This window comes from Stenotrophomonas sp. 17(2023) (assembly GCF_030345315.1).
GTDB classification, from domain to species: domain Bacteria; phylum Pseudomonadota; class Gammaproteobacteria; order Xanthomonadales; family Xanthomonadaceae; genus Stenotrophomonas; species Stenotrophomonas acidaminiphila.
This window is the reverse complement of record NZ_CP128405.1, coordinates 265,115-291,862: the sequence shown is the minus strand read 5'-3', so window position 1 is coordinate 291,862 and position 26,748 is coordinate 265,115. Positions and strand designations below refer to the sequence as shown.

Sequence of the window (26,748 nt, the reverse complement as noted above, 5' to 3'; positions counted from 1 at the left end):
GGCGCACTTGCAATCCGTGCTGGCGGGGGTACGGCGACCATCCATCGATCCTCAAGGGGGGCGGCACGATTCCGCCAAGGCAACGGGATCCACGGCCACCGCTGCGGGGGCCGTGCCTCTCCTCTCCTTCCATGGTTGCACCGCACCGGGGAGCGTCCTTGTCTGCCGGCCTGCAACATGCCAAGCCCCGACTGCAGGCCTGTCCAGCGCCGGGATTGCCCGTCCGGGACGCTGAGGCCCGGACGGAAAAAACGGCCGGCGCATGCGCCCCCGTCCGAACCCCGTTTCACAGCTGTTTAACACGGGCTGAATCCGGCGGTCAATAAACTATTCCCCATACCCCAAGGCTATGGAAATAAAATATTTTCGTGATGCGCCGCACAACATCCGCGGCATCATCACCGCCCATCGCATGGCCATGACCGGCGTGCGGCCGGCATTGGCGCCGGCCGTCAGCTTCGCCCGCGCATTCAGGGGCAGTCACCGACGCGGCGGAATTCCAGGTCCGGGTAGTCGTAGCTGAAGTCGATATCCGGATCGATGGCGCGCATGCGCAGGATGCGCTGCGCACCCTCGCCGGAAAACTCCAGCCATGCCTCGGCATCTTCGCCCAGCCCCTGCCACTGCACCCAGGGGCGGCCAGCCGAGCGCATGACCTGGCCGCGCATGGCCGGCGATTTCACCGCGGCGAACGCGATGCCGGCGCCAGCAGGACACAGCATGACCTGTCCGAACCAGGGGTCGGTCCACACCCCGGCATCGGCGCCGAACTCACGTGCCGCGACCGCGACGGCCGGCGCCAGCACCGGGCGCACGTGGCCTTCCGAGCGGCGTTGCGCCCGTTCCCGCTCCAGCAGCCCGGCGTAGTGCAGCACGTCATGGCCGGCGGCGGGCGCGGTCTGGCGCTTGAGCAGGGCCTGCATCAGCGCGGTGCGCGCGTCCTCGCCCTCGCCATTGATCAGGATCACCGCGCCGCCACGCCGGTCCGGCAGCAGTGCCAGCGACGAGTACATGCCCGACAACGTGCCGGTATGGGCCACCTTCCATTGCCCGTCCATGTCCGACAGGCGCCAGCCGTAGCCGTAGGCAAGGAAGTGGGTGTTGTCCCAGTCGCGCAGGCGCTGGCCGATGGGCATCGGCATGTGCGCGGTCCACAGCGCGCGGCGCTGGGTGGCGTCGAGCCAGCCCGGCGCCCGCGCCGGATCGAGCAGCGCCTGCATCCAGCGCAGCATGTCATCGAGGCTGCAGCGCACGCCGCCGGCGGCCATCGACGGGAAGTCGGACGCGACGTCGCCATCGCGTCCCACCACCACGTTGCGGCCGTCCTTGCGGTAATGCGGCTGGGCGACATTGCCCGCCTTCGCCGGCGACCATTCGCCGACCTGGCAACGGTCCATGCCCAGCGGCACGAAGATCTCCTGCCGCACCAGCGCCGCGTAGGACATGCCGCCGGCAGCAGCGGCCACCTCGCCGGCCACCACGTACAGCAGGTTGTCGTAGGCGTAGTCGGCGCGGAAGCTGCCGGCCGGCTTGAGGTGCGCCAGCCCGGCGACGATGTCCTGGCGGGTGAAGTGATTGGGCTCCGGCCACAGCATCAGGTCGCCGGCGCCCAGTCCCAGGCCGCTGTTGTGGATCAGCAGGTCGCGGACCTGCATGTTGCGCGTCACCCACGGGTCGTACATGCGGAACGCGGGCAGGTACCTGGTCACCGGATCGTCCCAGCGCAGGCGCCCGGCCTGCACCAGCCGCGCCAGCACCGCCGCGGTCATCGCCTTGGTGTTGGAGGCGATCTTGAACAGCGTGTCGCCGTCGACGTGCCGTCCCTCGCCTGCGGCCAGCTCGCCGCGGGTGGCGACATGCACCACCTTGCCGTCCTCGATCACGCCGACCGCCAGGCCCGGCAGGCGGTAATGCTCGAAGGCCTGCTGCACCACCGTGTCGTAGAACGCGGCATCGGCATCGGCGGCGGGTGCGGCGGCGTGGGCGATGCCCGGCAGCAGGGCGAGGCAGAGCAGGATCGGCTTCATCGACGCGCTCCGTGCCGTTACGGCGTATCGGCCGTGGTCGGCGCCGACGGCGCCCGGGCCTGCAGCAGCGACCGGCTCAGGCCGTACAGGATGCGCCGGTCCTCGGCATCGAGCTCGGCGCCCTGGCTGCGCATGCCGCGGAAATGATGGCGGAAGGACTGCAGGGCGTTGGCACGGTCGTCCAGCGGATAGCCGATGGCGGCCATCGCCAGCCAGCCGTCGAACTCCGGCGGCGGATCGCCGGCGGCCGGGTCGGGCCAGATGCCGAAGCCGGCCTCGTGCAGGCGCTTCCAGGGGAACAGCGGGCCCGGGTCGATCTTGCGCCCCGGTGCCATGTCCTCATGGCCGATGACCTGCTGGCGCGGGATCCCTTGGCGCCGGGTCACGTCGTCGAGCAGCACGATCAGTTTTTCGATCTGCACATCCGGATACGGGCTGTAGCCGTCGTTGTCGATCTCGATGCCGATCGACGCCGAGTTGAGATCGGTGATGGTGCCCCAGCGCCCGTCGCCGGCATGCCAGGCGCGCCTGCGCTCGTCCACCAGCTGGTACAGCGTGCCGTCCTTGCCCAGCAGGTAGTGCGCGCTGACCGGGCCGTTGCTGTTGGCGGTCCGCAGCGTGCGCAGGCTGCCCTCGGCGGTCTTGCCGGCGGTGTAGTGCAGCACCACCACCACCGGGCGTCGCGCATCGAAGTTCGGCGAACGTTCCCACCGGGCCAGCGGATTGCGGTGCGCGCAGGCACTCAGCAGCACCAGCAGGAGCAGCGCGACCAGCAGCCGCGGCAGCCCAGGACCCCAGCCTTGGGCCGGCCCACGTCCACCGGCCTGCGCCTGGGCAGCACGGGTTTCCCGATGCGTCATGTCCGCCTCCAGTCATTGGCCGGCTGTTCGCCGGACAGCATCTCATCCAGGCTCTGGCGGCGGCGCACCACCGCATAGCGGTCGCCGTCCACCAGCACCTCGGCCGGCAGCGGGCGCGAGTTGTAGGTGGACCCCATCGAGGCGCCGTAGGCACCGGCGCCGAGGATCGCCACCAGGTCGCCGGCCTCGCAGCGCGGCAGCTCGCGCGCGGTGGCGAAGGTATCGCCGGTCTCGCACACCGGCCCGACCACGTCGTAGGTGGCGGGCTCGCGCGCGGCCGCCGCGCCCACCGGCACGATGTCGTGCCAGGCGTCGTACAGGCTGGGGCGCAGCAGGTCGTTCATCGCCGCGTCCAGCACCAGGAACCGGCGTGCCTGGCCGTGCTTTTCCAGCAGCACGCGGGTCAGCACGATGCCGGCCTCGGCAACCAGCCAGCGGCCCGGCTCGACCAGGATGCGCCCGCCGAAGCCGGCCAGTGCCTGGCGGATCGCATCGGCATACTCGCGCGCGTCCGGCGCCTGCTCGCCTTCGCGATAGCGCACGCCCAGCCCGCCACCGACGTCGATGCTGGCGATGGCGTGCCCGGCGGCGGCCAGCTCCTTCCAGAACGCGGCCATGCGCGCCAGCGCCTCGCGCACCGGGTCCAGGCTCAGCAGCTGCGAGCCGATATGCATGTGCAGCCCGTCCAGGCGCACGTCGGGCCATTGCGCCTTCGCGTCGAACCACGCGCGCGCCTCGGCGATGGACACGCCGAACTTGTTCTCCGCCTTGCCGGTGGAGATCTTGGCGTGGGTCATGGCGTCCACGTCGGGATTGATCCGTACCGATGCGACCGCGGTGACGCCGCGCGCGGCGGCGATGCGCTGGATCGCGTCGAGCTCGGCGCGCGATTCGATGTTGAAGCGGCCGATGCCCACGTCCAGCGCCAGCGCGATCTCGGCGTCGGACTTGCCCACGCCCGAGAACACGATGTCGGCCGCGGCGATGCCGGCACGCAGCGCGCGCTCCAGTTCGCCACCGGACACGATGTCAGCGCCCGCGCCTTCCTCGGCCAACAGGCGCAGTACCGCGCCGTTGCCGTTGGCCTTGACCGCGTAGCGGATGCCGGCGTCCAGCCCCGAAAGCGCCTCGCGCAGCGCGCGCACACGCTGGCGGATGGCCGGCGCGGCATAGACATACAACGGGGTGCCTTCGCGGGCCGCCAGCGCGGGGAGATCGGCCTGCCGGAACGCCTCCGGCAGACCGCAGTGGTCATCTCGTGTGAATCCCTGATCCAAGGCATTGCTCCAAAAAAAGATGGCGGCCCCCATGCAAGGGCCGCCAGAGGAGGAACTCAGTACCGCAAATCCATCATGGTGCGCCGCGGCCCGGTCAGAAGTTCCAGTTCACGACCAGCTGCGCGTAGCGCGGGGACTGCCAGCGCGTACCCGTGCCGAACGTGTCGCGCATAACGCCGGGCTGCCCTTCATAGCGTGCAGCGACGTTGATCACTTCCTGGGTATTGAGCAGGTTGTAGATCGACAGGTTGGCCTTCAGGTCGATGCCCTCGACCGGCAGCGTCCAGGTGACGGTCGCGCCCAGGTTGTAGGTCCACGGCATGCGCCCGAACGCACCACGCCCCGAGTACTTGTACACACGGTCCTGCCAGGCGCCGGCACACTTGTCCACGCACAACCAGCCGGTACCACCGCCACTGCCGGTGCTGGTATAGCTGGCCACGGCACGGTTCTCGTCCGGCCAGGTCACGCCGAAGGCGGTGATCGGGCCACCGGACAACGCGGTCAGGGTGCTGCCGAAGGACCACATTTCGTTCAGCTTGTAGGCCGCGCGGAGCTTGATCTGGTGGCGATGGTCGTTGAACAGATCGCCGTAGCGCTCGTTGTTGGCCGGGTGATCCCAGTGCTGGACCATGCCGGTGTCGCCATAGTTGGTATCCGAGTTGACCGGACCCTCATGGTTGCCCGAGGACTTGGACCACAGATAGGAGGCATTGAACGCCCACTTGTCATCCCATGCCCGGTCGATCTGGAACTCCATCGACTTGTAGGTACGCTTGGGCTTGGAGTAACCGATGATGCGGTTGCTGCCCACCGTCATGTAGCCTTCCTTGGAGGTGTCGATCGTCACCCAGCCGTCCTGCGCGCAGCCCATGGCCTTGGTGCCCCACAGGGTCAGCTTGTCGCCCGGGTTGGCGATCGGCCACAGGTTGCCGTGGCGCACGCCGCACAAAGCATTGATCAGCATGTCGTCCATCGCATTGGGCATGCGCCGGTAAGTGCCGGTAACGCCCCACGACCAGGCCTGGTTGATCATGCTCTGGAAGCCGAGGATCGCCTCGTCCTGGTAAACCGCATCGAGGTCGCGGTCCACGCTCTGCCGCAGGTCCTGGACGACGATGTTCTGCGACTTGTCCACCGGGCCGATCTGCGCGCCGATGATCGGCGCCATGTACGGTGCGCCGGTGACCGGGTTGGTTTCCGGGCGCCAGCCGTCCAGTGCGTAGTAGGTGTACTCGTCGAGCAGGCCGCCAGCGAAGTTGTAGCTCAGGATGCTGGGGATCGGCATGTAGTAGCGGCCGAGGTTGCCGAACAGCTTGGTGCTGCCGTCACCCTTCATGTCCCAGGAGAATCCGAGGCGCGGCGAGAACAGGTTGTCCTGCTTGGTGAAGGTGGTCCCCACCGTGGTCATGTTCTCGAAGTTGTCCACGCGCACGCCGAGATTCAGCATCAGGGACGGCGTGACGTTCCAGTTGTCCTCCAGGTAGAAGGCACTGGCCTTGATGTCGAACACGCCACCGTCGGCACGCTCGCGTGCGCGCAGGATCGCGTTCACGCCCGTGGGAACGACCGAGCCGTTGTCGAGCAGGTTGCCCGGCTTGGTGCCATAGGCGGTGTAGTACTTGCGGGTCGGGCCCGGATAGACCGTCTTGCGATCGGTGGTCATCAGTTCATGGTCCCAGCCGAAACGCAGCTGGTGGTCACCGAGCATCCACTCGAAGTCCAGGCGCTTGGCGATGCGTTCGTCCTCATGATTGACGATCGTTCCGCCCGGGTGGCAACCCAGCACCGGGCTGCCCATGGCCCGGTAGACCGCGCCGTAGCTGGAGTTCTCGTAGGTCACGAAATCGCACAGGCCGTCCGCGGGCGACTTGTTGTAGCTGCTGCTGCGATTGATGCCGTACATCGCCTTGGCGGTGAAGTTGTCGGCGAAATGTCCGGTATAGGTCACCGAGCCACTGGTACCGCCGCTGGAGGCGCGGGACTGGCTGGGCTGCCCCGTGCCACGCTTCGAGCTGGCGAAGTCGTAGGTGTAGATCGCGGCGTCGCTGTCGCCCTCGTCGGAGAACGCCATCGCCTCCAGCAGATGATTGTCGGTGATGTTCCAGTCCAGCTTGGTACCCCAGAAGCCGTTGTCGGACGTGCTCTGGGTCCAGCTGTTACCAGCCGAGTTGGTGCTGCCGGTCTTGTTGTCGCGCTGCTCGTACATGGCGAACAGGAACAGCTTGTCCTTCACGATCGGGCCGGAGGCCCATACGTTGGCCTTGGTGAAGCTGCGGGTGTTGTGGCTGGACAGGACGTTGACGCGACCGTCGGCGTAGTAGTGATCCTCGGCCTTCGAGCGCCAGGCTGCCGGCTCGAACGTCATCGTCACGCCACCCTTGAACTCGTTGCTTCCCGAGCGGCTGACCGCATTGATCACGCCGCCGGTGGACCTGCCGAACTCGGCGGAGTAGCCGCCGGTCTTGATCTGGAACTCCTCGAAGAACGCGAACGGCGCCGCAGAGAAGCTCTGCCGCTTGTAGAAATCGGTGACATTGAGGCCATTGATGAAGACCGAGTTCTCGGCCACCGACGAACCGCCGAAGGAAATGCCGCCGAACGACGAGTTACCGCCGATCACGCCCGGAGCAAGCAGTGCGACCGACGACAGATCCTGGGCCACCGGCATGCGCGAAAGCTCTTCGCGGTTGATGTTGAACGAGGACTCGGTCGAGTACACGTCCACCCGGTTGACGATGCGCGAGCCGACCACCTGCACCGAGTCCAGCATCACCGGACCGGTGTCGCTGCCACCGAGGTTGACGTTGGTGGTGCCGCCCAGCGAGACGTTGACCGCCAGCGGCTCCTTGTCGGCCTGGCCGTCGCGCTTGACGGTCAGACTGTAGTCGCCCACCGGCAGCTGGCTCAGGCGGTAGCTGCCGTCGCTGCCGGCGGTCACCGTGCGTGTCAGCCCGGTGGCGGTGTTGGTGATGGTGATCTGGTCACCGGAATTGGCGCGGCCGGCGATGGCGCCGGTGGCACTCTGCGCCATGACGGTCGGTGCGAGCGCCCCGAGGCACGCACCCAGCGCGACGCTGAGCGCCGCCTTTTTCAGCATTTTCCTGTTCATCCCCTGCTCTCTCCTGCAGTGTTGTGTATTACAGCGGTGTCACGAAGCGTCAATCTTCCGGTGGCGGCAAGACCTGCCACTGGAAGTCGTAGTTCCATTGGTCGAAATAGAGATTGCCGCCCGCCCACTCGGCCTCGCCACGCTGCGAGTCCACGGTTTCGGAGCGGAAGTGCTGCTTGGCCGGTACCAGCGCCTGCGCGTAGTCGTCGTTGAACGCGATGCGGTAGGCATCCAGCCCGCCGAAGTAAAAATCACGTACCGCCGGCACCGGGCTGTCGAGCGCGCCGGTGGTGACGTCCATCGGCACCCAGCCATAGGGCGCCAGGTACAGCGCGCCCCAGTCGTGCAGGTTGCTGTAGCCGGTGTCGTTGTCCGAGTACACCATGCCCGACTGCCAGCGCGCGGGAATGCCGTTCAGGCGCAACAGGCTCATCAACAACAGTGTCTGCTGCCCACAGTCGGCGTGGGTGGCATGCAGCGCGTGGTCGCTGATGTTGCCGATGGTCGAGTACTCGCGCGCGCCGCCCCACGGGATGCGGTCGACCGCATCGAACAGCTTGCGCGCTATCCGGTACGGGTTGGTCTCCCCGTCCACCACGCGCCGCGAGAACTCGCGCAGCGCCGGGGTGAACACGATATGCGGCGCGCGCTCGGCCAGGTACGGCGCCAGCGCGGGGTCGTCCGGTGTGGCCCGCACCGCGTCCGGGTCGATCGCGAAATGGCGCGCGTACACGGTGACCTCATAGCTCACCGAGAACGCGGTCGGCGTGCCGGCGACCGCCTTGCGTTCCAGGTAGGCGGTGCGCTGCAACGCGGCTTCCGGCGCGACCAGCGCACCGCCCGGCACGCTGCCCAGCAGGCGGATGTCCTGCTGCTGCCCGGGGATGGCGCGCGGGTACGGGATCCAGGCGCGTACCGTCTCGCCGGCCGGCACCGCATCGGCCTTGACCGTGAGCGACTGGGTGACCCGCACCCGCCGCGGCGCGACACTGCTGGTGGCACCGGCCTGTGCGCGCTTGAGCACTTCCAGGTGATGCGGCGTGACCACCTCGAACGGGCCGGGCGCGGGCGGCTTGATCGCCGGCGAGCGCCGCGCGGCCGCCGCGGCGCTGACCCGGAACAGGTTGGAGGGCGCGCGGTTGAACCAGCGGCGCTGGCCATCGATGTCCAGGTGTTCGATCAGCCCGGCTTCGTCCCAGGCGCGGAATTCGTCCTCGCGCAGATCGGGGATGTAGCGGCGCACCGCGGCCATCGCGCGTTCGCGGTCGAGGCCGAAATCCAGTTGCATGCGGCGCATGCGCTCGCGCTGGAACAGATAGGCGTCGCGCTGTGCCTGGCCGAGTGCCGGCTGTTGCAGTGCAGCGTCGATCTGCGAGCGCGCCCCGGCGAAATCGCCGCGGTCCACGCGCGCGGCGAGCTGCTCGGGCGTCTCGGCAGCGCCCGCCGTGGCCGACAGCAGGCACAGCAGGCCAGCCATGAGCCGGTACCGGGCAGGCCTGAAAGCGACTGGGACTTGGCGCAACGCTGGATCCACGGCAACACTTCCACGGGTACGCGGGATAACGGTTGTGTAACACGCGTGCGACAATGGGTCAATAATTTATTCTTGATTTCAAGGAAGAAAGGAATAAGTATTCCAATGCACCCCGAGGGAGTCCCCATGTCCGCCACCCCCGTCCGTCCCCGCCCGCGGCGCCTCGCCTGGGCCTGCTGGTCCCTGCTGATCGCCGCGCCGTTGTGTGCGGCACCGGCCTTCGCGCTCGGCGCGGCCACCGCGTCGCCGCAGGACCATGCCGGCGTCATCGGCCTGCGCGAGGATTACCTCTCGGCTGCGCACTGGATCGCGCAGATGTCCGATCCGGACCGGGTGATCCTCGACCGCGCCGGCATTGCCGCGCAGAACGCGCGCATGCGCCAGCTGGATGCGTCCATCCATGACCTGCGCGCGCTGCCGGCGACCCTGCCGCGCGACTTCGTGCGCGCGCAGATCGAGGCGATTTCGCGTCCCCCGACCCGCACGCTGTACGACGTGCAGGGCAAGCCGGTCGACGCCGCGCAGCTGCGCGCCATCAGCGACAACGTGGCCATGGACCGCATCGCCGGCACGCGCCCGCTGCAGTACGGCCTGGTCGTGCACCGCGCCGCGCTGCGCGCCTTCCCGACCGGTCTGCGCGTGTTCTCCAGCAGCGGCGACACCGACATCGACCGCTTCCAGGAATCGGCGCTGTTCCCCGGCGATGCCGTGGCGGTGCTGCATGAAAGCGCCGACGGCCAGTGGCTGTTCGTCGCCAGCGAGCGCTACGTCGCATGGGTGGAAAAACGCTTCGTCGGCATCGGCGACGCGGCCCAGGTGTTCGGTTACGGCGCCAGCGGCCCGTACCGGGTGATCACCGGCGCCACCGCCACCACCACCTATACGCCGGAAGAACCCCGCGTCTCGCGCCTGCAGCTGGACATGGGCGTGCGCGTGCCGGTGCTGGCCGACTGGCCCGCGCAGCAGCCGGTCAACGGCCAGCAGGGCCATGCCGCCCACGTCATCCAGCTGCCGGTACGCGATGACCAGGGTCGTCTGGGCTTCGCCCCGGCGCTGCTGCCGCGCTCGCAGGACAGCAGCGACGACTACCTGGCGCTGACCCCGCGCAACCTGCTCACCCAGGCCTTCAAGTTCCTGGGCGAGCGTTACGGCTGGGGCCATTCCTACGACACCCGCGACTGCAGCGGCTTCGTCTCCGAGGTCTACCGCAGCTTCGGCGTGCTGCTGCCGCGCAACACCAGCGCGCAGGCGGTGAGTCCGGCGCTGGACCGCATCGCCTTCGGCGAGAAGGATGGCAAGGCGCGGCGCGATGCCGCGGTGGACGCACTGCAGGTCGGCGACCTGGTCTACATCCCCGGGCATGTGATGATGACCATCGGCCATGCCGACGGCATGGCCTGGATGATCCACGATACCTCCGGCGGCAGCTGGTTCGGTGCCGATGGCAAGCGGGTCCAGGCCCACCTCAATGGCGTCTCGGTAACGCCGCTGCAGCCGATGATGGCCAGCGATACCGCCAGCTACGTCGACCGCATCACCAACATCCAGCGCATCCGCCCGCATACCACCAAATGAAGATCACCGATATCGAACTGGGCATGCTGCGCGTGCCCCTGAAAACCCCGTTCAAGACCGCGCTGCGCACCGTCGAATCGGTCGAGGACATCGTGGTGCTGGTGCGTACCGATACCGGCCACACCGGTTACGGCGAGGCACCGGCCACCGCGGTGATCACCGGCGATACCCATGGCTCGATCATCGAGGCCATCAACAACTTCATCAAGCCACGCCTGATCGGCGAGGACATCGCCAACCTCAACCGCATCTGCGGGCTGGTGCAGTCCTCGCTGGAGCGCAACACCAGCGCCAAGGCCGCGGTGGAGATCGCCATCTACGACCTGTGGGCGCAGCTGCACGGCGCGCCGCTGTACCAGATGCTCGGCGGCGGCGACCCGGTGATCACCACCGACATCACCATCAGCGTGGACTACATCGACAAGATGGTGGCCGATTCGCTGTCGGCGATCGAGCGCGGCTTCGAGTCGCTGAAGATCAAGGTCGGCAAGGACATCGGCCTGGACATCGAGCGGGTCAAGGCGATCCACGCCGCGGTCGAGGGCCGGGCGCTGCTGCGGCTTGACGCCAACCAGGGCTGGACCGCCAAGCAGGCGGTCTATGCCATGAGCGCGCTGGAGAATGCCGGCGTGGTGCTGGAGCTGCTCGAACAGCCGGTCAAGGCTGCTGACATCGACGGCATGAAGTACGTCACCGAGCGGGTCAACACCCCGGTGATGGCCGACGAGAGCGTATTCGGCCCGCACCAGGTGTTCGACCTGATCCACCAGCGCGCGGCCGACATCATCAACATCAAGCTGATGAAGACCGGCGGCATTTCCAACGCCATCAAGGTCGCCGACATCGCCTCGCTGTACGGCATTCCCTGCATGATCGGCTGCATGCTCGAATCCAGCATCAGCGTGGCCGCGGCGGTGCACCTGGCGGTGGCCAAGTCCGGCGCGATCACCAAGGTGGACCTGGACGGGCCATCGCTGAGCCTGTTCAACCCGGTCACCGGCGGGGTGATCTTCAATGAGTCGGAGATCAGCATCACCGATGCGCCGGGACTGGGCATCACCGAGGTGCGCGGGCTGGAGATGCTGAAGGCATGACCGGCATGGCGACGGCAACCGACCTTGTTGCTGTCGCACTCCCTCCCGGGTGGGCCGCATCGCAGGAAGCAGTGGGGAATGCTTCTGCCGTCGCTTCTGCCGTCGCTTCTGCCGTCGCTTCTGCCGTCGCTTCTGCCGTTGCTTCTGCCGTTGCCGTTGCCGTTGCCCGTGAGTTTGCTCTTCGGCTTTTGACTTCCCCGGCCGTAGAGCGGGCCGAGCACCACAGCGGGCCGAGGGGCGAAGAGGCGCACGTGTCTGAGCGAAGCGAGTTGTGCGCCGTCCCCTTGGCACGCGAGGCGCGCAGGGGACCGGCGGGCGCAGCCCGACGGATCGCGTCCCGGCCCGTGTTTCTTTGGGCCACGTTTCTTTGCACGAGCAAAGAAAGGTGGCTCGCTCCCCGGAGGGGGGCGAAAGCCCTTGATCCTGCTTCAGCCGCTGCTTGGGTTTTTGCTCTGGAAAGAAGCAACAGCCAAAGCGCGAAGCAACCAAGGCATGAAGCAGAGCTTTCGCCCCTGCTTCGCAGGAGCGAGTTACTTCTCTTTGCTCGTGCAAAGAGAAGTAACCAAGAGAAAGCACGCCCCTGCCTCTGCGCCCAGCCCGCTACGCGGACCGGGTCCACTCCGCCGGCGGGATTTTTCGACGAGACATCCCTGTCTCGTCGAAAAACGACGTGCATCCCTGCACGTCGCCCCTACGGGGTCTTGTCCGCCGGCTCCGTCGCTGCGGAAGGGGACCCGTGAAGTCAAAAGCACATGCAACTACAAGAGCAACAGCCGATTTTCCCCCGGCTGCCTTGCCAACGTAACGTCCCGGTTGGACTCCAAGCCTTACCGCCTCCGCAAAATCCTTTTAGAGTCACCCCATCGCAGCCAACGGCCCGCCCATGCCACCCCTGGTAAAAATCCGCTCCGAACGCGAACAGATGTCGGCGATCGAACGGCGCATCGCCGACTTCATCCTCGACAACGCGCACCTGCTGCGCGACTACTCTTCGCAGCAGCTGGCCAATGCCCTGGGCATCAGCCAGTCGAGCGTGGTCAAGTTCAGCCAGAAGCTCGGGTTCAAGGGCTACCCGGACCTGAAGTACTCGGTCGGTGCGGCGGTGGCACTGGCCAGCAACGGCAATGGCGACGTCGCCGAATGGCCGCCGGAGAACGACCCGCACGGCTACCTGCAGGTGGCCGAGGGGCTGCGCCGCAGCAAGGCCGCGGCCGAGGAGGAGACCCGCGTCGCCAATCCACAGGAAGAGGTGGAAGCGGTGATCGCGCTGATCGACGCCGCCCCCAAGGTATTCGTCTACGGGCTGGGCGACGATGGCCTGTACGCCCGCGAGTTCGCCATGCGCCTGGCGCTGCTGGGCATCCTCACCGTGCAGCATGCCGATCCGATCCTGATGACCGCCAACCTGTCGGCCGCGCGCCCCGGCGACGTGCTGCTGGTGTTCTCCGAATTCGGCAAGCTGCCGCAGCTGTGGCAGCTCTCGCGCCAGTTCCAGGAGATGGGCGGCAAGGTCGTGTCGATCACCCGCCACACCGCCAACCCGCTGCGCGCCCATGCCGATGCCTCGCTGGCGATCTGCGCGCACGACCCGCAGCCACCGGTGGCGCAACTGCTGTACCGTTGCTCGTTGCAGTACCTGCTGGATTTCGTGTTCGTGCTGCTGTGCCATGCCAACTCCGACCGTCAGCGCCAGCTGGCGTTGAACCAGGAGCGCATCCAGCAGTTGATCGACAACTGATTGCCGGAGCCGTCGCCATGTCTTCCCTGTTCCGCTCCCTCGCCCGCTGCCTGTTGCCGTCGCTTGCCGCGATGGCCGTGGCCGGCACTGCCGCCGCCGCGACGCCCGCCGCGCCGCTGCACGATGCGCGCCAGCTGGTGGTGGTCACCACGCCGTCGTGGGACACCCCGGCAGGCCGCCTGCAGGCCTACGAACGCACCGCACAGGGCTGGAAGCCGCATGGCGCCGGCTTCGAGGTGGCGCTCGGCCGCAACGGCAGCGCATGGGGCCTGGGCCTGCATCCGGCGCAGCCGGCCGGCCCGCAGAAACGCGAGGGCGACGGTCGCAGCCCGGCCGGCGTGTTCGGTATCGGCGAGGCCTTCGGCTACGCTCCGCGCGTGGACAGCGCACTGCCGTACCAGCCGATGCTGGCGAGCAGCTATTGCATGGATGTGCCGGATTCGCCGCTGTACAACCGCATCGTCGACGCCGAGGTGGTGGGCAGCGAGGCGGTGGAGGGGTCCACCGAACCGATGCGGCTGGACCTGCACAACCAGGGCGACCGCCGCTATCGCGAAGGCTTCGTGATCGAGCACAACCCCAGGGCCGAGCCCGGCCGCGGCAGCTGCATCTTCGCCCACCTGTGGCGACAGAGCGGCGAGGCGACGGCCGGCTGCACCGCGATGGAACCCGAGCGCATGTCCGCCCTGCTCGGCTGGCTGGACCCGGCGGCGCATCCGCTGTTCGTGCTGTTGCCCGAAGCCGAGTACCGGCGCCTGCAGCAGCACTGGGGCCTGCCTGCGCCTGCGTCTGCGGCCAAGGCCGGTCATTGACCGGCGCCACGCCCGCGCGCTCCCGTATTCCCGCGGCAGGCGGTACCTGCCACGCCATGGATGGGCGAACCGGTCGCGTCAGGCATCGCCCTGGTGCATGAGGCGCGCCCGGCAGTGGCGCCTCGCTCGTGGCACGGGCTCGCCCCCTGCCCTGTTCCCCTCCTTCCGCAATCCGGCCATCCATGACCACAACGACCCGACGTTTCCGGCTCTCCGCTCCCGTCAAAGTGCTGATCTCGCTGCTGGTCGGCGCGGTGGTCGGGCTGACGCTCACCCATCACGATCCGGCGCTGGCGCTGCAGGTCGCCGAGTTCGCCCGGCCGATCGGCCGGCTGTGGCTCAACGCACTGCAGATGACGGTAGTGCCGCTGGTCACCGCGCTGGTGATCGTCGGCGTCAATACCGCCAGCAACGCCGCCGCATCCGGGCGTACCGCACGCAATGCGATCCTGGTGTTCATCGTGCTGCTGGTCGCCGCGGCGAGCTTCTCGGCGGTGGTCACGCCGGCGCTGCTGGGCCTGGTACCGCATGACAGCGCGACCATGCAGACCTTCCGCGCCGCGCTGCACGCACCGGAAACGCTGGCCAAGGCACCGACCGCCGCACAGTGGCTGTCCTCGCTGATTCCCAGCAACGTGCTGGCGGTGGCATCGGCCAACGCGATGCTGCCGCTGGTGGTGTTCGCGATGTTCTTCGGCTTCGCGCTGAGCCGGCAGGACAGCGAACGCCGCGACCGCATCCTGGAGATCATCAAGATCGTCGGCGACACCATGATCACCATCGTGCGCTGGGTGCTGTGGGCGGCGCCGCTGGGCGTGTTCGCGCTGGTGCTGGTGGTCTGCGCCGAGGTCGGCATGAGCGTGCTCGGCATCCTCGGCTATTACATCCTGTTGATGTGCGTGGTCTACATCCTGATCACCCTGCTGCTGTACGTGGTGGCGGTGCTGGCCGCGCGCGAGGGCCTGCGGCGCTTCGCCGCCGCGCTGGTGCCGGTGCAGGTCATCGCCGGCAGCACGCAGTCGTCGCTGGCCTCGCTGCCGGCGATGATCGACAGCGCGCGCAACCGGCTGGGCTACCCCACCGCGCTGACCTCGCTGGTGCTGCCGATGGCGGTCTCGCTGTTCCGGGTGACCAGCCCCGCGCAGTACATCGCCGTGGCCAGCTTCATCGCCTGGCTGTACGGCATCGACATCACCTTCTCGCAGTACGCGGTGGCGGTGCTGCTGGCCGCGGCGATCAGCATGGGCTCCACCGGCCTGCCGGGCCAGGCCAACTTCATGACCAACAACATGCCGGTCACGCAGAGCATGGGGCTGCCGGTGGAGCCGCTGGGCGTGCTGCTGGCGGTCGATACGATCCCCGACGTGTTCTGCACCATCGGCAACACCACCGGCGACATGACCGCCACCTCGATCGTCGCCAAGCGCATGGCACCGGCCGAGGACGCCTGACGCCGCTGCCGCGCGGACCGGCGTGCCTCGCGCGCCGGCTTCGCATAAGGTGTGCCGTTCCACCGCTTCCCGCCCTGGAGTTCGCCATGCCCCGTCCCCTGCTGCTCAGCCTGGCCCTTGCGCTGACGCCCGTCCTGTTCACCACCGCCTGCGCCGCGGATCCGGCCGCGCAGGCGGCGGTCAAGCCGGCGCAGTGGCCGTTCGCCGCCACCGAGGTCGCCCGCTTCGACAGCCCGTGGGCGATGGCGTTCCTGCCCGACCGCAGCCTGCTGGTCACCGAAAAGGCGGGCAGGCTGGTGCATCTCGATCCGGCCAGCGGCCGCCGCCACGCCATCGCCGGGGTGCCCAAGGTGGCGCATGCCGGCCAGGGCGGTTTCGGCGATGTCGCCCTGCACCCGCAGTTCGCCCGCAACGGGCTGGTCTATTACAGCTATGCCGAGCCCGGCGAGAACGACACCCGCGGTGCCGCGGTTGCGCGCGCGCGGCTGGTGCTCGACGCCCAGGGCGGCGGCCGCCTGGCCGATGCGCAGGTGATCTGGCGGCAGACCCCGAAGGTCAGCGGCAACGGCCACTACGGGCACCGCCTGCTGTTCGGGCCCGACGGCAAGCTGTGGATCAGCTCCAGCGAACGGCAGAAGTTCGACCCCGCGCAGGACATGGGCGGCAACCTCGGCAAGATCATCCGCCTCAACGACGACGGCAGCGTGCCCGCCGACAACCCGTTCGCCGCGCAGGGTTCGCCGGCCAACCAGGTGTGGTCGCTCGGCCACCGCAACATCCTCGGGCTGGCCTTCGACGCGCGCGGGCGGCTGTGGGAAAACGAGATGGGGCCGAAGGGCGGCGACGAGCTGAACCTGATCCAGCGCGGCGGCAACTACGGCTACCCGCTGGTCTCCAACGGCGACCATTACGACGGCCGCGACATCCCCGACCACCACACCCGGCCGGAGTTCGTCGCGCCGAAGATCAGCTGGACGCCGGTCATTTCCCCGTCCAGCCTGATCATCTACGACGGTGCGCAGTTCCCGCAGTGGCGCGGCAATGGCTTCATCGGCGGGCTCTCGTCGCAGTCGCTGGTGCGCATCGCCTTCGACGGCGACAACGCGCGCGAGGCCGAACGCTTCGACATGGGGGCGCGCATCCGCGCGGTGACGCAGGGCCCCGATGGCGCGCTGTGGCTGCTGGAGGACGGCAGCAACGCGCGACTGCTCAAGCTGACGCCGCGCACGTAGCCGCCGCTGTCGTACGCGGGAGGGCGTGCCGTTGACGCCCCTCGCGCAGCGGGCCGCACGCTACGGTTTGTAGCGCAGGCTCAGGTGCAGGCCGATGGCCTGCGTCAGGCCGTAGCAGACCAGGGCGGCAGCCAGGCCCAGGGTCAGCGGGCTGGCGTTGGCGGCGCCCGGCGCCATGCCCTGGCTGAAGGCGCCGTCCTGCCAGCGCCAGGCCAGGCGCGCGACCAGCAGCAGCGACAGGGCGCCGCCGATCCACGGATTGGGCGTATAGCCGCGCCGGCCTTCGCGCGCGTCAAAGCGCGTGTGTTTCAACCCAAACCATCCCAACGCGATGCCGGCCAGCGCGCCCACGGCCATGCCGGCGGCCACGTGCGGCACGAAGGCCGCCGCCAGCCCGAGCATCGCCGCCACCAGCGCCAGGATCACGATGCGCGCCAGGGTGCGACGCGGCTGCCAGGGCTGCCAGCCGAAGTGGCGGCGGAGCCGGCGGTAGTACATCCAGCCGAAACCGGCAGTCATCAGCCACGGCAGGTAGGTGGGCATCGGTGCAGGCATGGCGGGTCTCCGTGGGCGCGGCGACAGCATCGCACGCCCGCTGCCTGCTTCAAGATGCAGGTCGTCATCCCGGCCCGGCAGGCGGGTCGGGGCAGGCAGTCAGGGCGCCAGCAGTTCGAAGCGCACCGGTTCGCCATCGGCCGACGACGCGCACACCCACAGGTCGAACAGGCCGGGCTCGGCGGTGAACACGCCTTCGCTGTTGGTGAAGGCCAGTTGCCCGCGGTCGAGCCGGAACACCACGTCCCTGGCCTGGCCGGGCGCCAGCGCGATCTTCTCGAACGCCTTGAGCTCGCGCACCGGGCGCACGCGGCTGGCGACGCGGTCGTGCACGTACAGCTGCACCACTTCCTCGGCGGCCACCGCGCCGGTGTTGGTGACCGTGGTGGTGACGACCAGTTCGCCGTCCCAGTCCAGCTGCGGTTCGCTCAGGCGCGGCGCGCCGTAGGCGAACGTGGCGTAACCCAGGCCGTGGCCGAAGGGGTACAGCGGCGCGTTGGGGATCTCGCGCCAGCGCGCCTTGAACTCGGACATGCCGGGCAGCTCCGGGCGGCCCGTGCGCGGATGGTTGTAGAAATACGGCTGCTGCCCGGAGTGCTGCGGGAAGCTCACCGGCAGGCGGCCCGACGGACTGTAGTGGCCGAACAGCACGTCGGCCACCGCATGGCCGGTCTGGGTACCGAGGAACCAGGTCACCGCGATGGCCTGCGCGTCGCGCACCGCGCCATGCAGCGCCAGCGCGCGGCCGTTGCGCAGCAGCACCACGACCGGCGTGCCGGTGGCGGCGACCGCCTCGGCCAGGGCCTGCTGTGCCGCCGGCACCACGATCTCCACCCGCGACTGCGCCTCGCCGCTGTAACGCTGCGGCTCGCCCAGCACCAGCACCACCACGTCGGCGCGCCGTGCCGCGGCCACCGCCGCCTCGATGCCGCCTTCGACCGCGTCCTCCAGCGCGCAGCCGGGCACCACCTCCAGCAGCGCCTGGTCGGCCAGTGCCGCGCGCATGCCGGCTTCCAGCGTCACGTAGCGCGCCTTGTCGCCGAACAGGGTCCAGCACCCTTCGATGTTGTCGCGGTCCCGGGCGAACGGCCCGATCAGCGCGATCTTCTGCCCGGCCCTGCGCAACGGCAGCAGCGCATCGTCGTTCTTCAGCAGCACGATCGAACGCCGCGCCGCGTCGCGGGCCAGCGCGTCGTGCGCGGCGATGTGCGAAGTGTCGGCCTCGCGCGCCGGGTCCAGCGACCGGTAGGGGTCGTCGAACAGGCCAATGGCTTCCTTCAGGCGCAGGATGCGCCGCACCGATGCGTCCAGCGCCGCCATCGGCACCTGGCCGCTTTCGACCAGTGCCGGCAGGTGCGCGGCGTAGAAGCCGCTCTGCATGCTCAGGTCGAGCCCGGCCAGGAACGCCTTGGCCGTGGCATCGGTTTCGTCGGCGGCGTAGCCGTGGGCGATCAGCTCCATGTCGGCGGTGTAGTCCGATACCACCACGCCGTCGAACCCCCATTGCCCGCGCAGCAGGTCGGTCAACAGCCAGCGGTTGGCGCTGGCCGGCACCCCGTTGATGTCGTTGAACGCGCTCATCAGCGCGCGCGCACCGGCGGTCAGCGCCGCCCTGAACGGCGGCAGGTGCACGTCGTGCAGGGTCTGCGGCGCGATATCCACCTGGGCGTACTCCATGCCGGCGGCGACCGCGCCATACCCGGCGAAGTGCTTGGGCGTGGCCAGCAGCGAATCGGCCGCGGCCAGGTCCGGGCCCTGGAAGCCGCGTACGCGTGCGGCGGCGAAGGCGCAGCCCAGCACCACGTCCTCGCCGGCCGATTCCGCGCCGCGGCCCCAGCGCTGGTCGCGGGCGATGTCCACCGCCGGCGCGTAGGTCCAGTGGATGCCGGCGGCGGTGGCCTCCACGGCGGTGGCGCGCGCGGTGCGCTCGGCCAGCGCCGGTTCGAAACTGGCCGCCTCGCCCAGCGGGATCGGGAACACCGTGCGCATGCCATGGATCACGTCCGCGGCCAGCGCCACCGGGATCCCCAGCCGGCTTTCCTCCACCGCCACGCGCTGGATCTCGCGGCCCTGCGCGGCGCCGACGCCGTTGAACAGGCAGCCGACGCGGCCGGCACGCACCTGCTCGAGCACCTGCCCGGCGTTGCGCACGTTGGTTTCGGGATTCACGTCCGGCGCGAACGGGCGGACCATGTCGGCGAACACGCCCAGCTGGCCCACCTTTTCTTCCAGGGTCATGCGGGCGATCAGGGATTCGATGCGGTCTGCCACCAGTGGCGGTCCTTGTGAAAACGCTTTCAGAACGCGGATTCTAGCCTTGTCGCCGTGAAGCCCGCGATGCGCCGCAGGCCCCGCCGTAGCTAGCCCCGGCCCGCGCCCTCGCGCATCGCCATGAGCATGGCGTCGCTGGACTCCTGGAACACGCGCAGGCCGAACTCGGGCAGGATCGCCAGCAGGTGGTCGAACACGTCGGACTGGATCGCCTCGTACTCGCCCCACGCGGTGCTGACGGTGAAGCAGTAGATCTCCAGCGGCAGGCCCTGCGGCCCCGGCGCCAGCTGCCGCACCAGCAGGGTCATGCCCTGATGGATGCCCGGATGGCTGCGCAGGTAGCGCTCGATGTAGGCGCGGAAGGTACCCAGGTTGGTCAGCCGGCGCGCATTGACCTCTTCCGGGTGCGCCTGCGCCACCTGCGTGTTCCAGCGCTCCAGTTCGGCGCGCTTGCCGGCCAGGTAGTCGTCGAGCAGGCCAAACCGCTCCAGCCGCGCCAGTGCCGCCGTGTCCAGGAAATGCACGCTGTGCTGGTCCAGGTACAGCGCGCGCTTGATCCGGCGCCCGCCCGCCTCCTCCATGCCGCGCCAGTTCTTGAACGAATCGGTGACCAGCTTCTTGGTCGGTATGGTGGTGATGGTCTTGTCGAAGTTCTGCACCGTGATCGTGTGCAGGGCGATGTCGATCACGTCGCCGTCGGCGTTCTGGCTGGGCATCTCGATCCAGTCGCCGATGCGCACGCGGCCATCGCCGCTGATCTGCACGCTGGCCACCAGCGACAGGATGGTGTCCTGGAAGATCAGCATCAGCACCGCGGTGGCCGCGCCCAGGCCGGTGACCAGGTAGCGCAGGTCCACGCCGGCCAGGGTGGCGACGATGGACAGGCCGGCGATCACGAAGATCACGATCCGGGCGACCTGCAGGTAGCCCTTGATCGGCTTGTTGCGCGCATCCGGGCGCCGCTCATAGAGGTCGTTGGCCGCATCCAGCGCATGCGATACCGCCAGCGCCACGGTCAGCACCGCCCAGGCCTGGCAGGCGCCGACCACGAACGTCACCACCCCGGGCGGCAGGTCCGGCACCACCCTGATGCCGGCGGCGATGACCTGGCTTGGCACCACGTTGGAAAGCCGCGCGATCACCCGCATCAGGTGGCTGCCGCGCCCGGTCTGGGCGCCGGGCAGGTGACTGAGCAGCCGGCGCAGGCCGCGCAGAAGGATGCGCTTGGTCACCCAGTTGGCCAGGCCCGCGGCCACCAGCAGGGCCAGGAGCATCAAGGCCAGGTAAGCCCCGGGATAGGGTTCCAGTGTGTCCTGCAACCGCTCGAGCCACTGTACCGCCACCACCGCATCCACCATCCGTCGTCTCCTGTGTGTTTCCGTGTATTTCGTTGCGGGCGGTTACCGGCCGGATGCCGGCAATGCCCTCAGCCCCGCTCGCGCTCGATGATCACGCCCACCGCGCGCGCACCGCGCACCGCGCCCGGCTTGCTCAGCTTCAGTCGCAGCCAGCGCACGTCGAATTCGTCCAGCACGATGGCCGCGCAGCGCTCGGCCAGGGTTTCCACCAGGCCGAAATCGGATCCACCCACGTATTCCTGCAGGCGCCGGCTGACCGCCTTGTAATTGAGGGTGTCGGCAATGTCGTCGGTCGCCGCCGGCCTGCGGTTGTCGAACCCCATCTCCAGGTCGAACACCAGGGTCTGGCAGATGCGCCGCTCCCAGTCGTAGATGCCGATCAGGGCCTCGATCTCCAGCCCCTCGATGAATACCTTGTCCATTGCGTTCGTCGCGGTGAATGAACGGACATGGTAACGAGCCGCCGCTGAGCCTGCCGTTACACGGGGCTGCCAGGACGCACGCCCCCGGGTGCGCGGCTACACCGGCGGCAGCGTGGCCATGTCCCAGCGCGGCACCACCTTCACCTCGGCCGGGCTGTGCTGGCCGGCCTGCAGGCGCAGCGCGCCGGCGAAGGCGATCATCGCGCCGTTGTCGGTGCACAGCGCCGGGCGCGGGAAGCACACGCGGCCGCCGCGGCGCTGCGCGGCATCCTGCAGCCGGGCCCGCAGCCGCTTGTTGGCCCCGACCCCACCGGCCACCACCAGCACGTCGCAGCCGGCCGCATCCAGCGCGCGCCCGCACTTGATCGCCAGCGTATCGACCACCGCGTCCTCGAAACCGCGCGCGATGTCGGCGCGGGTCTGTTCGCCCTGGTCGCTGTCGCGCCAGGCCAGCAGCACCTGGGTCTTGAGCCCGGAGAAACTGAAATCCAGCCCCGGCCGGTCGGTCATCGGCCGTGCGAACCTGAACCGGCCCGGCGTGCCGGCCTCGGCCAGCCGCGCCAGCTGCGGCCCGCCCGGGTACGGCAGGCCCATCAGCTTGGCGGTCTTGTCGAAGGCCTCGCCGGCGGCGTCGTCCAGGGTTTCGCCGAGCAGGCGGTAACTGCCGATGGCGTCCACCGCCACCAGCTGGGTGTGCCCGCCGGAGACCAGCAGCGCCACGAACGGCGGCGCCGGCGGGTCGTCTTCCATCAACGGCGCCAGCAGGTGGCCTTCCATGTGGTGCACGCCGATGGCCGGCACGTCCAGCGCCCACGCCAGCGAACGCGCCACCCCGGCGCCGACCAGCAGCGCGCCGACCAGCCCGGGGCCGGCGGTGTAGGCCACGCCATCGAGCTCGGAGACGGCGATGCCGGCCTCGTCCAGGGTCTGCCGGATCAGCGGCAGGGTCTTGCGCACATGGTCGCGGCTGGCCAGCTCCGGCACCACGCCGCCATATTCGGCATGCAGCGCGATCTGGCTGTAGACCGCATGGGCGCGCAGGGCGTCGACGCCCGTCAGCGCGGTGTCGTACACCGCCACGCCGGTTTCGTCGCAGGAGGATTCGATGCCAAGGACTTTCATGCCGGTATTGTGAACCTGCGGGCGCGTGTTTACGAACCGCCCGGGGGCTCCGGGCGACGGCGCGCGCAATGGCATGTGGCGTCGGCCATGGGCCGGCCACCACCACCCCGCCCTGCCGGCCCACTTGCGCCCGGATTCAAAGCGGCTATAATGCGCGGCTCACCGGGCGTGACCCGGTCTCACTGTGTCCCGGAGATTCCATGCCCAGCGTCAAAGTCCGCGAGAACGAACCTTTCGAGTTTGCGCTCCGCCGCTTCAAGCGCACCTGCGAAAAGGCCGGCGTGCTGGCCGAGACCCGCAAGCGCGAGTTCTACGAAAAGCCGACCCAGGAACGCAAGCGCAAGGCTGCTGCTGCCGTGAAGCGCCAGCTGCGTCGTTCCTCGCGCGACGTCACCAAGCGTCAGCGCCTGTACTGATCGGACGCAACTCCTGAACGGGGGCCTCGGCCTTCCGTGACCGGAGTGGAAGCCGGCACGCGCGAGCGTAGCCGGCTTTTTGCGTTCCCGCGCCCCGTGCGCACCCCCGCATTCCGATCCCGCAAGAGGTGATCCATGAGCCTGAAACAGCAACTGACCGACGACATGAAGGCCGCCATGAAGGGCGGCGACAAGCACTCCCTCGGCGTGATCCGCCTGATCAACGCGGCGATCAAGCAGAAGGAAGTGGACGAGCGCATCGAGCTGGACGACGCCGCGGTGATCGCGGTGCTGGACAAGATGGTCAAGCAGCGCAAGGACTCGGTGACCCAGTACGAGGCAGCCAACCGCGAGGACCTGGCCAAGGTCGAGCGCGACGAGATCGTGGTGATCGAGCGCTACCTGCCGGCCAAGCTGGGCGAGGCCGAGATCCTGGCCGCGATCAATGCCGCGATCACCGAAACCGGCGCCAGCAGCGCGGCCGACATCGGCAAGCTGATGGGCGTGCTCAAGCCGCTGCTGGCCGGCCAGGCCGACATGGGCCTGGTGTCGAAGCTGGTCAAGCAGGCCCTGGCCGGTTGAGCCCGGCGCATCCGCCCCGCCGGTGCCGCCACCGGCGGGCCGGCGCACGGCCGTCCATCACGGCGGCTATGCGTACGGGCATGCCATCCTGCGCGGCATGGCGCCCCTGTCACCGGACATGACGCACCGCCTGGAGCGGTTGCAACAGAGCCTGCCGGCCGCCCTGGTCCGCCGCTTCACCGAAGCGGACGTGATGACCCAGGCGGCATCGCTGGCGTTCTACACCCTGCTCTCGCTGGCACCGTTGCTGGTGCTGCTGCTGTGGCTGACCGCTTCGCTCTATCCGCCCGCGCAGCAGGCGCTGGTCGGCCAGATCGGCGACCTGGCCGGCCACAGCGTCGCCGAAGTCGCCGACACCGTGATCGCCAACGCCACCGCCCAGCCCGACCTGGGCTCGCTGGCCGGCGCATGGAGCCTGTTGCTGCTGTTCATCGGCGCCACCGTCGTGTTCGCCCAGCTGCAGGGCGCCCTGAACCGCATCTTCCGCGCCGACCTGCAGCGCTTCGACGGCGCGCTCGGCTGGCTGAAGAAGCGCATCTTCTCGGCCGGGGTGGTACTGGCCCTGGGGTTCCTGCTGATCGTGTCGATGGTCGCCACCACCGCGCTGCAGGTGGTGTTCGCGCACCTGCCCTCGCTGCTGCCGGCAGTGGGCTACGTGTCCACCCTGCTGCTCTACACCCTGGGCTTCGCCTTCCTCTACCACTACCTGCCCGACCGGCCGGTGGCCTGGCGCCAGGCTTTCGGCGGCGGCGCCATCACCGCCGTGCTGTTCACCCTGGGCCGCTACGGCATCGGCCTGTACATCGCCAATGCCGCGCCCGGCAGCGCCTACGGCTCGATGGGCACGCTGGTGATCATGCTGGTCTGGGTGTACTACGCCAGCGTGGTGTTCTTCGCCGGCGCCCTGGTCACCGCGGTCATCGACGAACGCGCGCACCGGCGCGCGGCCGCCGCCGTTCCGGGGCCGGGCCTCTAGTACACTTGCCGCACACCTTCGCCATGTACCGCCCGCAGCGGTGCTCCACTCCCTCGCATGGCCCGAATCCCCGACGCGTTCATCGACGACCTGCTCGCCCGCTCCGACATCGTCGAAGTGGTCGGCTCGCGCGTGCCGCTCAAGCGCCAGGGCAAGGAATACGCGGCGCGCTGCCCGTTCCACGACGAGCGCTCGGCTTCGTTCACCGTCTCGCCGACCAAGCAGTTCTACCACTGCTTCGGCTGCGGCGCGCACGGCACCGCGATCAGCTTCCTGATGAACTACGACCGCCTCGAGTTCCTCGACGCGGTGGAGGAACTGGCCAAGCGCGCCGGCATGGAAGTACCGCGCGACGCCAACCCGCGCAGCCCGCAGCAGCAGGATGACAGCCGCGACCAGTACTCCGCGCTCGACGCCGCCACGCGCTTCTTCCAGAAGCAGCTGGAGGGCAGCGACAAGGCGCTGGCCTACCTCGATGGCCGCGGCGTGGACGCCGATACCCGCGCACGCTTTTCCATCGGCTATGCGCCGGACGGCTACAGCGCGCTGAAGGACGCGCTGGGCAAGGACGAGCGGCGGATGAAGCTGCTCGACCGCGTCGGCCTGTTCTCCAAGAACGACCGCGGCCATGTCTACGACAAGTTCCGCGACCGGGTGATGTTCCCGATCTTCGACCGCCGCGGCCGGGTCATCGCCTTCGGCGGCCGGGTCATGCAGAAGGACGACGGCCCCAAGTACCTCAACTCGCCCGAGACCGCGCTGTTCCACAAGGGCCGCGAGCTGTATGGGTTGTGGCAGGTGCGCCAGGCCAACCAGAAGATCGAGCGGCTGATCGTGGTCGAGGGCTACATGGACGTGGTCAGCCTGTTCCAGTTCGGCGTCACCCAGGCGGTGGCGACCCTGGGTACCGCGACCACGCCCGACCATGCCGAGCTGCTGTTCCGCAATGCGCCGGACGTGTACTTCTGCTTCGATGGCGACGCCGCCGGCCGCCGCGCGGCATGGCGCGCACTGGAATCGGTGCTGCCGCGGATGAAGGACGGGCGCCAGGCGTTCTTCCTGTTCCTGCCCGACGGCGAGGACCCGGACACCATCGTCCGCAAGGAAGGCGCCGAGGCCTTCGACGCGCGCCTGAAGCAGGCCACGCCGCTGTCGCAGTTCTTCTTCGACGAACTCACCCGCGAGATCAACCTGGGCACGCTCGACGGCAAGGCGCGCCTGGCCGAGCGCGCCAGGCCGATGCTGGCGCAGATCCCCGATGGTGCCTTCGGCGACCTGATGAAGCAGGAACTGCAGCGCCTGACCGGGATCGGCCGTGCCGCTGGCGGAAGCGCGCCGGCGGCCATGCCCGCGCGCCGCGCGGCGGTCGCGCCGGTGCAGAAGCGCAGCCTGGTGCGCGCGGCCATCGCCATCCTGCTGCAGCAGCCCTCGCTGGCGCTGAGCCTGGAGGGCCACCATGCCATCGCCGGCCTGCGCCTGGCCGGCATCGAGCTGCTGCTGGAACTGCTGGAGCTGGTGCAGCAGCGCCCGGACATCAGCACCGGCGCGCTGCTGGAACACTTCGACGGCCGCGAGGAACAGGCCGCGCTGCACCGGCTGGCGGCCGTCGCCCTGCCCGGCGACGAGGCCAGCTGGACCCAGGAGCTGCACGACGCCATCGTGCAGCTGGAGAAGCAGCTGCTGCAGCAACGCCTGGACGAACTGCAGGCCAAACAACGCCAGCAGGGCCTGGACGAGACCGACAAATTCGAACTGCGCGAGCTGCTCAAGGCACGCGCGACGATGCGCTGAGGCGCGGACGGAGCAAAGCGATGCACCCACACCTGCCGAAACTGCTGTTCCTGCTGCTGGCCTGCGCCGGCTCCACCGCTGCCGCCGGACAGGCGCTGAAGCAGCCGCGTCCGGACCTGTTCACCAGCGGCCAGCCCAGCGCGCAGCAGCTGCGCGATGCCGCACGCTCGGGCGTGACCACCGTCATCGACCTGCGCATGCCGCACGAGGATCGCGGCTATGACGAGGCCGCTGCCGCCGAGGCGCTGGGCCTGCGCTACGTGCGCCTGCCCATCGATGGCGCCGCCGGCATCAGCGAAGCCAACGCGCGCACGCTCGACCGCCTGCTCAGGCAGGACCCGGGCACCACGCTGTTGCACTGCGCCTCGGGCAACCGCGCCGGCGCCCTGCTGGCGCTGGTACGGGCGCGCGTGCAGGGGGCGCCGGTCGACGACGCCCTGCAGTTCGGCCGCGACGCCGGGCTGACCTCGCTGGAACCGGCCGTGCGTGCGGCGCTGGAGCGCCCCGCGCAGCCTTGAGCCCGCCGCCACGCCGACAAGGACA

General features: G+C 69.0%; 21 protein-coding genes. 11 read left to right on the top strand and 10 right to left on the bottom strand.

Translation table 11 applies throughout. From position 1 onward, the window contains the following. Positions 1 to 470: 470 nt before the first annotated feature. From QQA12_RS01255 to QQA12_RS01235, 5 genes are all read right to left on the bottom strand, one after another. A complete protein-coding gene (locus QQA12_RS01255; RefSeq protein ID WP_226050590.1) occupies positions 471 to 2,027 on the bottom strand; it encodes a serine hydrolase domain-containing protein in 1,557 nt (518 codons plus the stop codon). 17 nt (positions 2,028 to 2,044) lie between these two features. Continuing rightward, positions 2,045 to 2,887 (bottom strand): N-acetylmuramoyl-L-alanine amidase, encoded by an 843-nt coding sequence (locus QQA12_RS01250; protein WP_226050591.1) that lies wholly within the window; start codon positions 2,885 to 2,887, stop codon positions 2,045 to 2,047. Next, positions 2,884 to 4,164, bottom strand: a complete 1,281-nt coding sequence (gene lysA, locus QQA12_RS01245; RefSeq protein WP_226050592.1) for a diaminopimelate decarboxylase — start codon at positions 4,162 to 4,164, stop codon at positions 2,884 to 2,886. The genes QQA12_RS01250 and lysA overlap by 4 nt, the downstream gene beginning before the upstream one ends. Positions 4,165 to 4,258: 94 nt before the next feature. Beyond that, positions 4,259 to 7,276 (bottom strand): TonB-dependent receptor, encoded by a 3,018-nt coding sequence (locus QQA12_RS01240; protein WP_226050593.1) that lies wholly within the window; start codon positions 7,274 to 7,276, stop codon positions 4,259 to 4,261. Between the two features lie 49 nt (positions 7,277 to 7,325). Continuing rightward, positions 7,326 to 8,753, bottom strand: a complete 1,428-nt coding sequence (locus QQA12_RS01235; RefSeq protein WP_226050594.1) for a transglutaminase domain-containing protein — start codon at positions 8,751 to 8,753, stop codon at positions 7,326 to 7,328. A 183-nt stretch (positions 8,754 to 8,936) separates the two neighbouring features. Here QQA12_RS01235 and QQA12_RS01230 point away from each other — a divergent pair, with 183 nt between their 5' ends. The 6 genes from QQA12_RS01230 to QQA12_RS01205 all read left to right on the top strand — a co-directional run bounded on the left by QQA12_RS01230 (position 8,937) and on the right by QQA12_RS01205 (position 16,712). Continuing rightward, positions 8,937 to 10,385 carry an SH3 domain-containing protein gene (locus tag QQA12_RS01230; protein WP_226050595.1) on the top strand — a complete coding sequence of 483 codons (1,449 nt, stop codon included), beginning with the start codon at positions 8,937 to 8,939 and terminating at the stop codon, positions 10,383 to 10,385. Continuing rightward, entirely contained in the window at positions 10,382 to 11,479 is a 1,098-nt protein-coding gene (locus tag QQA12_RS01225; protein WP_054661435.1) for a dipeptide epimerase, read from the top strand. Before QQA12_RS01230 ends, QQA12_RS01225 begins: the two co-directional genes overlap by 4 nt. Before the next feature lie 883 nt (positions 11,480 to 12,362). After that, positions 12,363 to 13,217 (top strand): MurR/RpiR family transcriptional regulator, encoded by an 855-nt coding sequence (locus QQA12_RS01220; protein WP_054661432.1) that lies wholly within the window; start codon positions 12,363 to 12,365, stop codon positions 13,215 to 13,217. Positions 13,218 to 13,288: 71 nt separating this feature from the next. Next, on the top strand, positions 13,289 to 14,029 hold the full coding sequence (locus QQA12_RS01215; protein ID WP_226050617.1) for a L,D-transpeptidase family protein: 741 nt from the start codon (positions 13,289 to 13,291) through the stop codon (positions 14,027 to 14,029). Positions 14,030 to 14,211: 182 nt separating this feature from the next. Next, complete coding sequence (locus QQA12_RS01210; RefSeq protein ID WP_054661426.1) at positions 14,212 to 15,480, top strand: dicarboxylate/amino acid:cation symporter; 1,269 nt, start codon at positions 14,212 to 14,214, stop codon at positions 15,478 to 15,480. 86 nt (positions 15,481 to 15,566) lie between these two features. Next, entirely contained in the window at positions 15,567 to 16,712 is a 1,146-nt protein-coding gene (locus QQA12_RS01205; protein WP_054661423.1) for a PQQ-dependent sugar dehydrogenase, read from the top strand. Positions 16,713 to 16,772: 60 nt separating this feature from the next. On the opposite strand, the gene QQA12_RS01200 is transcribed toward QQA12_RS01205, so the two are convergent. The 5 genes from QQA12_RS01200 to tsaD all read right to left on the bottom strand — a co-directional run bounded on the left by QQA12_RS01200 (position 16,773) and on the right by tsaD (position 22,440). Further along, the gene (locus tag QQA12_RS01200; protein ID WP_226050596.1) at positions 16,773 to 17,267 is read right to left on the bottom strand and encodes a hypothetical protein; all 495 of its coding nucleotides are present in this window, start codon (positions 17,265 to 17,267) and stop codon (positions 16,773 to 16,775) included. Positions 17,268 to 17,366: 99 nt separating this feature from the next. Beyond that, the gene (locus tag QQA12_RS01195; RefSeq protein WP_226050618.1) at positions 17,367 to 19,541 is read right to left on the bottom strand and encodes a glycoside hydrolase family 3 N-terminal domain-containing protein; all 2,175 of its coding nucleotides are present in this window, start codon (positions 19,539 to 19,541) and stop codon (positions 17,367 to 17,369) included. 86 nt (positions 19,542 to 19,627) lie between these two features. After that, complete coding sequence (locus QQA12_RS01190; RefSeq protein ID WP_054661417.1) at positions 19,628 to 20,896, bottom strand: mechanosensitive ion channel domain-containing protein; 1,269 nt, start codon at positions 20,894 to 20,896, stop codon at positions 19,628 to 19,630. Positions 20,897 to 20,964: 68 nt separating this feature from the next. After that, positions 20,965 to 21,318, bottom strand: a complete 354-nt coding sequence (folB, locus tag QQA12_RS01185; RefSeq protein ID WP_226050597.1) for a dihydroneopterin aldolase — start codon at positions 21,316 to 21,318, stop codon at positions 20,965 to 20,967. Between the two features lie 96 nt (positions 21,319 to 21,414). Then, positions 21,415 to 22,440, bottom strand: coding sequence for a tRNA (adenosine(37)-N6)-threonylcarbamoyltransferase complex transferase subunit TsaD (tsaD, locus tag QQA12_RS01180; protein ID WP_226050598.1), 1,026 nt, complete (start codon positions 22,438 to 22,440; stop codon positions 21,415 to 21,417). Between the two features lie 200 nt (positions 22,441 to 22,640). Here tsaD and rpsU point away from each other — a divergent pair, with 200 nt between their 5' ends. The 5 genes from rpsU (at position 22,641) to QQA12_RS01155 (ending at position 26,723) form a co-directional block, all read left to right on the top strand. After that, positions 22,641 to 22,856, top strand: a complete 216-nt coding sequence (gene rpsU, locus QQA12_RS01175) for a 30S ribosomal protein S21 (RefSeq protein WP_002808376.1) — start codon at positions 22,641 to 22,643, stop codon at positions 22,854 to 22,856. 135 nt (positions 22,857 to 22,991) lie between these two features. Beyond that, positions 22,992 to 23,438 carry a GatB/YqeY domain-containing protein gene (locus QQA12_RS01170; protein WP_056931559.1) on the top strand — a complete coding sequence of 149 codons (447 nt, stop codon included), beginning with the start codon at positions 22,992 to 22,994 and terminating at the stop codon, positions 23,436 to 23,438. Between the two features lie 97 nt (positions 23,439 to 23,535). Continuing rightward, on the top strand, positions 23,536 to 24,414 hold the full coding sequence (locus tag QQA12_RS01165; protein WP_054668521.1) for a YihY/virulence factor BrkB family protein: 879 nt from the start codon (positions 23,536 to 23,538) through the stop codon (positions 24,412 to 24,414). A 57-nt stretch (positions 24,415 to 24,471) separates the two neighbouring features. Further along, positions 24,472 to 26,205 (top strand): DNA primase, encoded by a 1,734-nt coding sequence (gene dnaG, locus QQA12_RS01160; protein WP_226050599.1) that lies wholly within the window; start codon positions 24,472 to 24,474, stop codon positions 26,203 to 26,205. 20 nt (positions 26,206 to 26,225) lie between these two features. Further along, entirely contained in the window at positions 26,226 to 26,723 is a 498-nt protein-coding gene (locus tag QQA12_RS01155) for a sulfur transferase domain-containing protein (protein WP_054661401.1), read from the top strand. Positions 26,724 to 26,748: the final 25 nt, after the last annotated feature.

Bases quoted from the DNA above. Each gene is read 5' to 3' on its own strand.
- QQA12_RS01190 (WP_054661417.1), bottom strand. From the start codon at position 20,896: ATGGTGGATGCGGTGGTGGCGGTACAGTGGCTCGAGCGGTTGCAGGAC.
- QQA12_RS01230 (WP_226050595.1), top strand. From the start codon at position 8,937: ATGTCCGCCACCCCCGTCCGTCCCCGCCCGCGGCGCCTCGCCTGGGCC.
- QQA12_RS01225 (WP_054661435.1), top strand. From the start codon at position 10,382: ATGAAGATCACCGATATCGAACTGGGCATGCTGCGCGTGCCCCTGAAA.
- dnaG (WP_226050599.1), top strand. From the start codon at position 24,472: ATGGCCCGAATCCCCGACGCGTTCATCGACGACCTGCTCGCCCGCTCC.
- QQA12_RS01210 (WP_054661426.1), top strand. From the start codon at position 14,212: ATGACCACAACGACCCGACGTTTCCGGCTCTCCGCTCCCGTCAAAGTG.
- QQA12_RS01240 (WP_226050593.1), bottom strand. From the start codon at position 7,276: ATGAACAGGAAAATGCTGAAAAAGGCGGCGCTCAGCGTCGCGCTGGGT.
- QQA12_RS01215 (WP_226050617.1), top strand. From the start codon at position 13,289: ATGGCCGTGGCCGGCACTGCCGCCGCCGCGACGCCCGCCGCGCCGCTG.
- QQA12_RS01255 (WP_226050590.1), bottom strand. From the start codon at position 2,027: ATGAAGCCGATCCTGCTCTGCCTCGCCCTGCTGCCGGGCATCGCCCAC.
- QQA12_RS01250 (WP_226050591.1), bottom strand. From the start codon at position 2,887: ATGACGCATCGGGAAACCCGTGCTGCCCAGGCGCAGGCCGGTGGACGT.
- QQA12_RS01235 (WP_226050594.1), bottom strand. From the start codon at position 8,753: ATGGCTGGCCTGCTGTGCCTGCTGTCGGCCACGGCGGGCGCTGCCGAG.
- tsaD (WP_226050598.1), bottom strand. From the start codon at position 22,440: ATGAAAGTCCTTGGCATCGAATCCTCCTGCGACGAAACCGGCGTGGCG.
- QQA12_RS01170 (WP_056931559.1), top strand. From the start codon at position 22,992: ATGAGCCTGAAACAGCAACTGACCGACGACATGAAGGCCGCCATGAAG.
- QQA12_RS01165 (WP_054668521.1), top strand. From the start codon at position 23,536: ATGGCGCCCCTGTCACCGGACATGACGCACCGCCTGGAGCGGTTGCAA.
- QQA12_RS01205 (WP_054661423.1), top strand. From the start codon at position 15,567: ATGCCCCGTCCCCTGCTGCTCAGCCTGGCCCTTGCGCTGACGCCCGTC.
- QQA12_RS01200 (WP_226050596.1), bottom strand. From the start codon at position 17,267: ATGCCTGCACCGATGCCCACCTACCTGCCGTGGCTGATGACTGCCGGT.
- QQA12_RS01155 (WP_054661401.1), top strand. From the start codon at position 26,226: ATGCACCCACACCTGCCGAAACTGCTGTTCCTGCTGCTGGCCTGCGCC.
- folB (WP_226050597.1), bottom strand. From the start codon at position 21,318: ATGGACAAGGTATTCATCGAGGGGCTGGAGATCGAGGCCCTGATCGGC.
- rpsU (WP_002808376.1), top strand. From the start codon at position 22,641: ATGCCCAGCGTCAAAGTCCGCGAGAACGAACCTTTCGAGTTTGCGCTC.
- QQA12_RS01220 (WP_054661432.1), top strand. From the start codon at position 12,363: ATGCCACCCCTGGTAAAAATCCGCTCCGAACGCGAACAGATGTCGGCG.